Source organism: Bifidobacterium sp. LH_743 (assembly GCF_056355775.1).
Genome location: NZ_JBKESZ010000010.1, coordinates 15,420 through 27,014, shown reverse-complemented (window position 1 = coordinate 27,014; position 11,595 = coordinate 15,420). Strand labels below are relative to the sequence as shown.

The following is an 11,595-nucleotide window of genomic DNA, read 5'->3' as shown; positions in this document are numbered from 1 at the left end:
CCCCCGGTTTGCAGCAGCTGTCTTACTTGACCTTCTTGATGGCCATGATGAAGAAGCAGCCGATGATGGCCAGCGCGATGGATGTCGGGAACGCGAAGTTGTAGCCGAGGTTGACCACGATGGCGGACATGACGACCGGGCCGCACATCTGGCCGAGGGTGGTGGCCATGTTCAGGATGCCTAGATCCTTGCCGGCCTCTTCCTTGTTCGGCAGCACGTCCACGAGCAGCGCCTGGTCGACGGCGGAGTAGACGGCGTAGCCGAGGCCCGCGATGCCGGCGAACAGGTACATGCCCATGGTGGACTTGAAGATCCACGGCATGGCGATGCCGACGGCGAAGAGCACGGAGGCCACGACGACCGGGACCTTGCGGCGGCCGATGAGGTCGGAGACCGGGCCGGAGATGAAGGAGCCAACCAGGGACATGACCATCATGATCATGGACACGACGGACACGGTGACGGCGGATTCCTTGACGGACTGGCCGATGTAGTTCTGGATGATGTACAGCTGGTAGACGTTGATCATCTGGTAGGCCATGAGCATGCAGAAGCGGCCGGCGAACGCCTTGTAGAAGTCATGCGCGGTGGAGAACTTCGGCGGGCGGAAGGAGGAGAGGATGTCCTTGGCGGAGCCTTCGTCCTTCGGCAGGAAGTCTGCGGACTGCTCCTTCGGGATGATGATCACGGCGACCACGCCACCAAGGAACATGAGCACGCCGGCGACGGCGAAGCCCGGAATCAGGTTTTCGATGAACAGTGCGCCGAGCATGGTGCCGATCGGAGCGCCGATGGTGGAGCCGGCGCCGTAGAAGGCGGACATGGTGCCGCGGATCTTGGAGGGCACGCGGTCGGACAGGATGGCGACCATCGGTGCGATCATGCAGTTCAGACCGAACATGCAGGCGCAGTAGAAGATGGTCAGCAGCACGGCGTTATGCGTGGTGCCGGTCAGGAACAGGGTGACGCCACCGAGCACGGCTCCGAAGAGAATCCACGGAGTACGACGACCGAAGCGGGAACGGGAGCGGTCGGAGAAGTTGCCGAACATCAGGTTGGCGACCAGGGATGCGACCGCGGTGAACGCGTTGACGATGCCAACCAATGCATCGGCGTTGACGCCCGGGATGGTCTTGTAGTGCATGGGCAGCAGCACTGCGGAGACGATGCCCAGACCGGACATCCACAGCACGCCGAACACCAGGAAGCCTGCGCCGAAGCGCGCGGCGTTCATCTTGGACAGTGGCTTGCCGGTTTCCGGGGACAGCGTCGGATCCTTTTCCGCGGCCGCGATGTTGGCGTTGTACGCGGCCAGCCGCTCTGCTTTGCTTGCGATTGCTTCACTCATGAAACTCTCTCCTTCGAATCATGCTTCAATAGTGAACTTATGTTGTGTGCGATTCCGCACCTTAGCGGTGTATGTGGTGGTGGGGCGGCTTCGCCCCATCTGTTAACTACCATATGGTAACTAACGTGTTTGCCAGTGTAAACCATCTTTCGCAAAGACGCAAGTCGACGTCATGTCATCGCCGTCTCGAAGCGTTTGCAAAACCAGCCAGACACTGTTTCGTTCGGTTCCGCAATCACTGGTTTTTTATTACCTAGTAACTGCTTAGTTAAAGCATATTACAAATCGTTTGTCTGCGATAATCCGGCGTGTTCCAAGGGTTTCCATCGTCTTCTTCTCCCCCTTCTTGTACCTTAGTAAGCACCAGATGAAGGAGAGCATATGCGTCGCCGCACCGAAAACAAACCCAGAAAGCGAATGAGCGCCGAGAATCGCAGAAAAGCGATCCTCGAGACCACGGTCTCATTCATCTCCCAGTTCGGTTTCTGGGGCTTCACCATACGCGATGTGGCCCAGGCTCAGAACATCACCGAAGCCGGCCTCCTTTACTACTTCAAATCCAAAGAACAACTGCTTGAGGAAACCCTAAAATACGCCGATCGGACCAATCAGATCGCCATCGCCGAGCATCTTGGCGTGCAGGGCGTGACCGGCGAAGTCCTTGACGACGGCATCGCATACCACTGCGATCTGGGGCTGAAGGCCATTTCCACGGGAACCGTGGAGACCAACGCCGACCGTCCGGAGATGGTCCGGCTCTACACCCTGCTGGAAAGCGAGGCGCTGAGCAAGGACCATCCCGTGCACGAGTATTTCGAGCAGCGCGAGATCAATCTGCTGAAGGAATACGCGTTCGCGGCCAAGCGCGACGGCGTCGCCGATTCGGAGCGCACCGCGCTGCAGGTCCTGTCCGCGATGGAGGGTCTGCAGCTGCGCTGGCTCAACGGATCGCATGACGTCGACTTCGTCGGGGAATGGAAGGCCATCATCGACCTGCTCATCCCCTGACCCGGTCGGGCCGGCGCGCCGCCACCGCTTTGCGGCTCAGCCGGCGATGACGACCACATTCCAGCGGCCGATCGTCAGCTTGTCGCCCACCTCGACCTTCGAGCCCTCCTTCAGGGCGATCGCCGCGGTGGCGGATTCATCGACGGTGCCGTCGGTGCCCACCGCCACCGGAGCGACCACCACATCGCCCGCCACCGGGCTGTCGATGGTGACCTCGTTTGCGGAGTAGTTGAGCAGATACGTCACCTGCTCGCCTCGGGTGTTCGTTCCGCGACGCACCGTCACCTGTCCGGCGAGCGCGGTGCCGGCATCGGCGATGCCCGCGTGTTCCACGGCTTCGCGCAGGACGGCGCGGATGGTGTCGGCGTCGAGCAGGGTGGCGATCCATTCGGCGTCGCCCTTGCCGAAGCCGTGTCGGGTCACCGCGGCGTAATCCTTCCACGCGTAGTGGCCGTAGCTGGCGAGCACGTCGGTGCCGTCGAACGGGGTGACCAGTTCGATGAGCGCCTGTGCGTCGCTTGCCGGGGTTTCGGCGAGCGTTCCGGCGAATTCCACGGATACGTGGCCGTTCGGGCGGGTGAACTGGTTGTAGCTCATGCCGAACACGTCGGTGAGGTTGTGCGGCGCGCGGTCGTGCCATACGGTCACCTCGTCGTCGGTCACGAAGGAGCGCATGGTGGAGACGAGGTGGCCACCGTTGGAGACGAATTCGCGCAGACGGTCGGTTGTTTCCTGCGGAGTGCAGTACAGTGCCGGGGTCACGATCATCTCGTATTTGGCCAGGCGTTCGGCCGGCGCGTCGGACGGGATGAAATCGCATTCCACGTTGAGTTCGAACAGCGCGTCGTAGATGTTGCGCACCACGTCGTTGTACTTGAGGGTGCCGCCGAACGGGAAGCCGGCTTCGATGAGGAACCAGTCGAGCGCGGTCAGCGATTCGTTGCTGACCATGATGGCCACCTTGTTGTGCTTCTTCAGGTGGACGAGCCGCTCCCCCACTTCCGGTTTGGCGATCTCGCGGCCGAACACGCCCGCCTCACGGTAGGTGGGATTCGGTTCGAGATCGTGGCTCAGCAGGCCCTTCCAATATGTTTCAAAGGAATTGTGGATGGAGTGCCAGTGCCAGTATTCCACCATGTCGGCGCCGGAGGCGAGGTGGGAGTAGGCCTGCAGGCGCAGCTGGCCCGGGAACGGCACCCAGCCGTGCTGGCCTTGGGCCTCCGTTTCGAGCACCAGGTAGTTCCTGCCGTCCTTGGTGGAGCGGGTCATATCGCCGCCGAAGGCGATCTCCTTGCCGGTCAGGTCGTCCTCGGTCGGGTGGTAGATGTCCACGCCGGTGATGTCCACGGCGGTCGAGGCCTTGAAGTGGTCGACGGCCGGCTGCACGCCGTAGGAGTATCCGCGCCATTCGAAATCGAAGTTGTGGGTGATGAACTGGTCGTCATGCGCGTATTCGCGCACGATGTCGGCCTGCCACTGCAGGAAGGCGCGCACCTGGTCGCGACGGAACTTGTCGAATTCGCCGCCCAGGGATTCGTTGATGGTGGCGGTCACGTCCGGGAAGTCTTCCCAGGAGTCGATGCGGTTGGACCAGTAGTCGAGGCCGAAGTGGTGGTTGAGTTCGTCCAGATCGCCGTGGAACTTCTCGCGCAGATACTTGACGAACAGGCGCTGCATGTCCTCGGAGACGGAATCGTAGTATTTCGTCTCGTTGTCCACCTGGTAGCCGATGACGGCCGGATGGTCGGCGACGTGGGAGATGAGCTTGCGGATCACACGTTCGCCGTAGAAGCGGTAGGTGGCGTTGACGATGTCCATGATCTGACGCGCGCCGTACTTGCCCTGTCCGTTCGGCGTGACCGCAAGCACGTTCGGATCGAGCTTGACGAGCCAGCTGGGCACCGCGTAGGTCGGCGTGCCGACGATGACGTCGATGCCGGCACGCTGCGCGGCGTCGAGCGCGCGGTCCACGTAGGTGAAGTCGAACACGCCCGGCTGCGGTTCGCAGGTGCTCCATGTGGATTCGGCGATGCGGATGACGTTCAGTCCCGCAGCCTTCATCATCGCCATGTCCTCATCGATGCGGTCAATGCCCTTCATCATGAGATATTCGTCGTAGTATGCGGCGCCGAACAGAATGTGGTCTGCCTCGTAACGGCTCATGAGTCCTCCATCGTCCTCGTTGACTTTTATATCTAACAGTTATTAGATATGAGAACTATATATCTTCCGGAAAAAATCGTCAAGTGCCGCAGATTTTCAGGCGTTTCTTAACTAACAACCATTAGATACGTATCAGCGGAAGGCTTACCGGTATCCGTCCCACACCGGCGAGGGGAAGATCATCCGCTCGAAGACGAGCCATTCGTCATACAGGTCGATCGGCGGCTTGCGCGTCCACCGCAGCTGGACGCCGTCCATCGCTTCGATGCATTGCCGTACGATCGGCCGCATATTGCCCCATCCCCCGATCTGCGGCGGCAACTTCCATGCGAACTGCGAATAATGCTCCCACGTTAGATCCGGCCGGTTCTCGAAATACTCGTGCAGCGGATGGTCGGCGCTGAACGATTCGGTTTCCAGCACCATGTACAGCTGCAGCAGGCTGCGGCGTTGCGCGTTGTACCGGACCAGGAAGCGCAGATAGGCGGGGAACAGCATACCGTCCGGATCACTGCCGGGCAATCCCGACTTGGCGAAGTCGGCGGGCGTGCCCTGCTGGTCGTAGTTATCGGTGACCAGCAGCGACAGCAGCCGCTCCTTGTTGCCGATGTAGTGCAGCAGGCCGGGCTGGCTCATACCGATGGCGTCGGCGATGTCCTTGAGCGATGTGCCGTAGTACCCCTTCTCGCCGATGAGCCTGCCTGCCGCCGCGATGATTTCGGCTTTGCGTTCCTGCGGCGATTTGCGGATGCGTTTCTTCCCCTCGTTACTCATACGCAACAGCGTATCAACGGCCGCGGTCCTATGCCTGGAAGACGTCCGGATGCTTCGGATCGCCCGGTTCGTCGGCGAGCACGCCTTCGAGTCCCAGGAACTCCTGCCAGAATTCCAGCGAATTGCCGTATGGGGAGGCTTGGCGTCCACGCGCCTGCAGATTCGCCTTGGCTTCGAACACATCCTCCTCGCGGATGCCGTCGAAATAGCTTTCCAGGCGTTCGAGGTTCGTCGGATCGTAGAACAGCGAGCCGATGATCTCAGTGAGGCGTTCCGCCCGGGCGACCGGCAGCGAATCCCAGTGGCGCAGTTCGATGAAGTTCTTCAGCCGCACATCGTTGAAATGCGTGGAGATCACGTGGTTGATCTCGTACGCGTTGAGCTCGCGGTCCGGATACACGTCGTTCGCGTTTTCGTAGAACGCCGGATGGTGCAGGTCGGTGCCGGGCACCGCCAGCGCCTCCGGAGTGTGGGTCAGGTCGGCGAACATCATCGGCGTGGACAGCACGTCCACCGCGTAGTCCTCCCAGCCGAAGCGCGGGTCGAACAGGCCGGGGATGACGTTCGTGCGCTGGAAGTCCAGATAATCCCACATGCGCTGGCGCAGCAGCGGATACGGGTTCTCACGGCCTTCGAAATACGGGGTGTTGCGGAAGAACCATGCCAGAATCGGGCCGATGATCGTGCCGAGCCGCAGCTTGGTGATCGCGTCCCGCTCGTCGGTGTAGTCGATACTCACCTGCGTCGAAGCGGAGCAGCGCATCATGCACGGGCCGAACTGGCCCACACGGCCCAGATAGGCGGTCATTGCCTTGTAACGGTCCTTCGGGTTGACCGGAATGTCCGCGTAACCGGACTTCGGCTGATAGCCGTAATTGACGAGTCGGATGCCGAGTTCGTCGAGAATCGGATCGGCCTCGCGGCGGAACGCGCCATACAGGGCGTTGAGTTCCTCGGGGGTGCGCAGCACGCCGATGGAGGTCTCCAACTGGCCGCCCGGCTCGAGGGATATGGAGATGCCTTCCCTGGCAAGGCCCACCAATCGTCCGTTCTCCCAGTATTCCTTGCGCTCGTCGTAGTAAGGGCGGATGCGGTTGAGCAGCGCCTCGATGCCATGCTCCTCGTAATAGGTCACGGCGGTGTCGTCACTGTTGTGCACCGGCAGATGTTCGATCTCCACGCCGAAGCCGCCGGTGCCGCGTTCCTGGCAGCCGGATTCGAAGAATCTGACCAGGCTTTCCACGTGCTTCGGATTTGGTTCGGTGAGCAGGTGCGCATACGTGATCTTTGGCGTTGTCATGGTGGCAATCCTAACGAAAAACGGCATCCGCAACGCAGATGCTGCTATATGGAAAATCGATAACCACCCATCATTCCCCGTCGGTCCGATGGTGTGACGACCGCCGAGCGCACGTCCAGATAGCTGCCGGATGTTCGCCCGGCGATACGGATGCGATGGCCCGATCAGGCCGCCGGTTCGCTGTTGCGTGCCGTTTCGGCGGCGCGGGCCGCCTTCTTGGCTGCGGAGATCATCAGCTTGATGCGGTTGAGCTGGTTGGCTTCCGAAGCGCCCGGATCGTAGTCGATGGACACGATGTTGGCTTCCGGATGCAGTCGGCGGATCTTGCCGAACATGCCTCGGCCGGTCACGTGGTTCGGCAGGCAGGCGAACGGCTGCGCACACACCACGTTCGGGCACCCGGATTCGATGAGCTCCAGAATCTCGGCGGTCAACAGCCACCCTTCGCCGGCCTGCACGCCTACGGACGTCACCTCGTCGGCCTTCTTGACCAGTTCCGGCATCGGCAAGTCCTGCGAGAACTTGCCATGTGCCAAATTGATCGCCTCGTGGACCGGCGCGTTATACAGGTCGAGGCCCTTGCGCATCAGCGCGTAGCCGAGCTTGCTACCGCCCATGCCGAGGTAATGCTCGTTCCAGTCGGAGATGTACGGGCGGGTGGTCATGAATTCCATGATGCCCGGCACCACGGCCTCGCAATCCTGCGATTCGATGACGTCCACTACGTGGTTGTTGGCGTCCGGCTGGTACTTGACGAGGATCTCGCCGACCACGCCGACGCGCACCTTGCGCGGCTCGTCCTTCAGCGGCAGCGCGTCGAACGACTTGACGATCTCCTTGACGAGCGTCGGATACGGCAGGTAGCCCTTGCCTATGAACTTGCGCGCGGTCTTGGAATGGCCGTGGTGTTCAAGCGTCTCACGTACGATGGTGTCCCACGTATGGTACAGCTGGTTCGCGCTGCCGGGTGTCACTTCGTACGGACGCACGCGGTACAGGCACTTCATCAGCAGATCGCCGATGATCAGCGCCTTGATGGCGCGGTGCAGCAGCGCCGGCGTGGCGGTGAAGCCGGGGTTGTCCTCGATGCCCTGCGTGGAGATGGCGATCACCGGGATCTGCGGATAGCCGGCGTCCACCAGCGCCTTGCGGATCAGGCCGAAGTAGTTGGTGGCGCGGCACATGCCGCCGGTCTGCGTGATCGCAAGCGCGGTGTGGTCCGGATCGTATTTGCCTTCCAGAATCGCGTCCACGAGCTGGCCGATGACCATGATGGCCGGATAGCAGGCGTCGTTGTTGACGTATTTCAGGCCGGTTTCGACGTCCTCGCGGCTGGCGTGCTTGAGGATGTCGAACTTGTAGCCGCCGGAGCGGATGACGGATTCCACCAGCGAGAAGTGAATCGGGCTCATCTGCGGGGCCACGATGGTGTAATCCTTCATATCCTTGCCGAACGGGATGCGGTTCGCGTACTTGGACATGGTGGCCGTGTTGTGTGCGGACGAACCGTTGCCGGCGGCGCGCTTGGAGGCGGCCTTGACGGATTCGGTGAGCTTCGGGTTGGCTTTCATGACGGTGTCGAGCATAACCTGGCGGCCCGGGGTCGGTGCCTCGGTTCCGGTCTTGCGGAAGCCGTCGTTCTTCTTGTTGCGTTCACGCTCCTCGACGGCGGCCTTGAGCGAGCGCAGGCGGATCTTCGCCGCGCCCAGGTTGGAGACCTCGTCGATTTTCAGCATGGTGTACACGTCGGCCTTGTCCGCCAGGATCTCCGACACCTGGTCGGTGGTGATGGCGTCGAGGCCGCATCCGAAGGAGTTGAGCTGCACGAGCTCGAGCCCCGGATAGGAGGCCACGAAATGGGCCGCCGCGTAGAGGCGCGCATGGTAGGCCCACTGGTTGGTGACGCGCAGCGGCATCTTGGTCACAGTACGGTCATCGACATGGCGGAAACCGCTCGCGTTCTTCTTGCGGGGATCCTCCTCACCTTCGGCGAGGAATTCGCTCAGGTTGAGCTTCTCCCCTGGCTGCAGTTCGCAGATGGAGTCTTCGGACAGCACCACCATGCCCAGCGAGCAAATGGTTTCCGGAATGCCGTGGTTGATTTCCGGATCGACGTGGTAGGGGCGACCAGCCAACACGATGCCCTTGCAGTTGTGCTCCTTCATGTAGGCGAGGGCCCTGAGGCCTTCCATCTGCACGTCGTGCTTGAACACCTCGTTTTCGGCGTAGGCGGCCTTGACCGCGGTCTCGGCCTCCTCGCGGGTCACATTGGCCCAGGCGAATTCCTCGACGATGCGATCCACCATGAGCTCGTGGTTGGCCATGTTGAAGTACGGGCGCATGTAGCGCACGCCTTCCTCACGCAGTTCGGGCATGTTCGCGCCGATCACCACCGGATAGTTGGCCACGACCGGGCAGTTGTAGTGGTTGTCGGTGTTGGGAACGAAGTTCTCCTCGTAGCTCACGCACGGGTAGAAGATCGTCTTGATGCCTTTGTTGAGCAGCCACTTGATGTGGCCGTGCACCAGCTTCGCCGGATAGCAGATGTTCTCGGAGGCGATTGATTCAATGCCGGTTTCGAACAGTTCGTGCGAGCTGCGGCCGGAGATCATCACCTTGAAGCCGAGCGAGGTGAGCAGCGTGAACCAGAACGGGTAGTTCTCGTACATGTTGAGCACGCGCGGAATGCCGATTTCGCCGCGGGTGGCCTTCTTGTCGGTGAGCCTGCGGTAGGCGAAGCAGCGCTTGTACTTGTAGTCGTACAGGTTGGGCCTGTCGGAACGCTGCTTTTTGGCATCGCCGCCGCGTTCGCAGCGGTTGCCGGTCACGTAGCGGGAGCCATCCTGGAACGTGGTGATGGTGAGCTTGCAGTGGTTCTGGCATAGCTTGCACACGTCGCGTTCGGTGGTCATGGACAGGTTGTCGAGCTCGCTGCCGGACACGATGCTGGACGCGGTATGCGTGACGCCGTCGATGTCGACGGTCTTGCCTCCGTCGGCGTCCGCGTCGCCGTCGTCGAGTCCGTCGGCGATGTCGGTGTAATGCATGCGCGCGGTCAGCGCGGCGCCGTATGCGCCCATCAGGCCGGCGATGTTCGGTCGGGTCACCTCGCGTTCGGTGAGCAGTTCGAAGGCGCGCAGCACGGCGTCGTTGAGGAACGTGCCGCCCTGCACCACCACGGTGTCGCCGAGTTCGCCGGAATCGCGCAGCTTGATCACCTTATAAAGCGCGTTGCGCACCACGGAGTAGCACAGGCCGGCCGCGATGTCCTCCATCGAGGCGCCTTCCTTCTGCGCCTGCTTGACGGAGGAGTTCATGAACACGGTGCAGCGCGAGCCCAGGTCGACGGGATGCGTGGAGTTGAGCGCGGCCTGCGTGAACTCTTGGATCGTCAGTCCCATGGACTGCGCGAAGGTCTGCAGGAACGAGCCGCAGCCGGACGAGCAGGCCTCGTTGACGGCGATCGAGTCGATCACGCCGTTGGAAATCGCCAAGTATTTCATGTCCTGGCCGCCGATGTCGATGACGGCGGTGACGCCCGGCGAGACCATTTCCGCACCGCGATAATGGGCCATGGTCTCCACCACGCCCTCGTCCAGGTGCAGGCCGGTGGTGATCAGTCCCTCGCCGTATCCGGTGGCGCAGGAGCGTGCGATCCACGCGCCTTCCGGCAGCTGGCTTTGAATCTGCTTGACGATGTTGACGGCGGCCGTCAGTGGGCTGCCTTCGTTGGTGGCGTACGACGACCATACGATTTCGCGGTCGTCGTTGACGAGCGTCGCCTTGATGGTGGTCGAGCCGGCGTCGATGCCGAGGAAGTGCGGGCCTTGCGCGCCTTCCAACATGCCGATGTGCACATGCTCGCGATGGTGGCGCTTGTTGAACGCCTCGCGGTCCGCTTCGGTCGGGAACAGCGGCGGCATGGTCGGGGTGTTCGCCGGCAGGTTCTTCAGGTCCTCGAGGCTCTGCAGGATGTCGGCGCAGGTGCGCGCCTCGAAATGCTGGCCTTCCTCAAGCTGGTCCGGTTCGCCGGCCAGCAGCGCGGAGCCGAACGCCACGTACAGGTGGGCGTCGGTCGGCACGATGAATTCGTCGACTTTGCCTTCGAGCGCGCGATGGAACGCCTCGCGCAGCTCGGACATGAAGAACAGCGGGCCGCCGAGGAAGATGACGGTGCCGTGGATCGGACGGCCGGAGGCCAGGCCTGCGATGGTCTGGGTGGCGACCGCGGTGAAGATGGATGCGGCCAGATCGGGCTTGGCCGCGCCGTCGTTGATCAACGGCTGGAGATCGGTTTTGGCGAACACGCCGCAGCGGGAGGCGATCGGATACAACGTCTCGTAATGCTTGGCCATCTCGTTGAGGCCCGCCGCATCGGTGTCGAGCAGGGTGGCCATCTGGTCGATGAACGCGCCCGTGCCGCCTGCGCAGGAGCCGTTCATACGCTGTTCGGGCGTAGGCTTCAGGTAGGTGATCTTGGCGTCTTCGCCGCCAAGCTCGATGATCACGTCGGCCTGCGGATATTCCTCGTCGATGGCGCGGGTTTCCGCGATGACCTCCTGCACGAACGGCACGTGGAGGTTGTCGGCCAAAGCGAGGCCGCCGGATCCGGTGATGGCCAGGCGGATTGGTTCGTCGCCACGGCCAAGGGACTCCAGCTCCTTGTGGATGTCTTCCAGCAGACCCGCCACCGTGGCACGCACATTGGCGTGGTGGCGCCGGTAATCGGAGAAGAGTACGGCATCAAGGGAGTCGGTCTGATCGAGCACCACGGCCTTCACTGTGGTGGAACCGATATCAAGACCCACACGCAACGGCTTCACGTCGCAGGTTTTGACCGCAGTGTCTGCTGCTTCGACCATGTAATGTACCTCTATCGTTCTCGTCCGCCGGGCCGCGTTCCTGCCAGCATGGAAGCGGTAGAAACGCCCTCTCCCCGGTTATCCAAGCATGTAATCGTAGTCTGTGCCCACGCCTAATCGCGCCCGGCGATGAATGATTC

At 61.9% G+C, this 11,595-nt stretch carries 6 protein-coding genes; 1 reads left to right on the top strand and 5 read right to left on the bottom strand.

Translation table 11 applies throughout. The annotated features are described in order from the left end of the window. Positions 1 to 22: 22 nt before the first annotated feature. Positions 23 to 1,348 carry an MFS transporter gene (locus AC1ATL_RS09600; protein WP_432623555.1) on the bottom strand — a complete coding sequence of 442 codons (1,326 nt, stop codon included), beginning with the start codon at positions 1,346 to 1,348 and terminating at the stop codon, positions 23 to 25. Positions 1,349 to 1,729: 381 nt separating this feature from the next. On the opposite strand from AC1ATL_RS09600, the gene AC1ATL_RS09595 reads away from it, so the two are divergent. Continuing rightward, entirely contained in the window at positions 1,730 to 2,356 is a 627-nt protein-coding gene (locus tag AC1ATL_RS09595) for a TetR/AcrR family transcriptional regulator (protein WP_432623557.1), read from the top strand. A 36-nt stretch (positions 2,357 to 2,392) separates the two neighbouring features. Here AC1ATL_RS09595 and AC1ATL_RS09590 read toward each other — a convergent pair whose 3' ends face one another. From AC1ATL_RS09590 to AC1ATL_RS09575, 4 genes are all read right to left on the bottom strand, one after another. Continuing rightward, the gene (locus AC1ATL_RS09590; protein ID WP_476570048.1) at positions 2,393 to 4,519 is read right to left on the bottom strand and encodes a beta-galactosidase; all 2,127 of its coding nucleotides are present in this window, start codon (positions 4,517 to 4,519) and stop codon (positions 2,393 to 2,395) included. A 144-nt stretch (positions 4,520 to 4,663) separates the two neighbouring features. Then, a complete protein-coding gene (locus tag AC1ATL_RS09585; RefSeq protein WP_432623561.1) occupies positions 4,664 to 5,293 on the bottom strand; it encodes a TetR/AcrR family transcriptional regulator in 630 nt (209 codons plus the stop codon). Positions 5,294 to 5,321: 28 nt separating this feature from the next. Next, the gene (locus AC1ATL_RS09580) at positions 5,322 to 6,593 is read right to left on the bottom strand and encodes a glutamate-cysteine ligase family protein (protein ID WP_476570047.1); all 1,272 of its coding nucleotides are present in this window, start codon (positions 6,591 to 6,593) and stop codon (positions 5,322 to 5,324) included. A 164-nt stretch (positions 6,594 to 6,757) separates the two neighbouring features. Next, positions 6,758 to 11,455, bottom strand: a complete 4,698-nt coding sequence (locus AC1ATL_RS09575) for an acyl-CoA dehydratase activase-related protein (protein WP_476570046.1) — start codon at positions 11,453 to 11,455, stop codon at positions 6,758 to 6,760. Positions 11,456 to 11,595 lie beyond the last annotated feature (140 nt).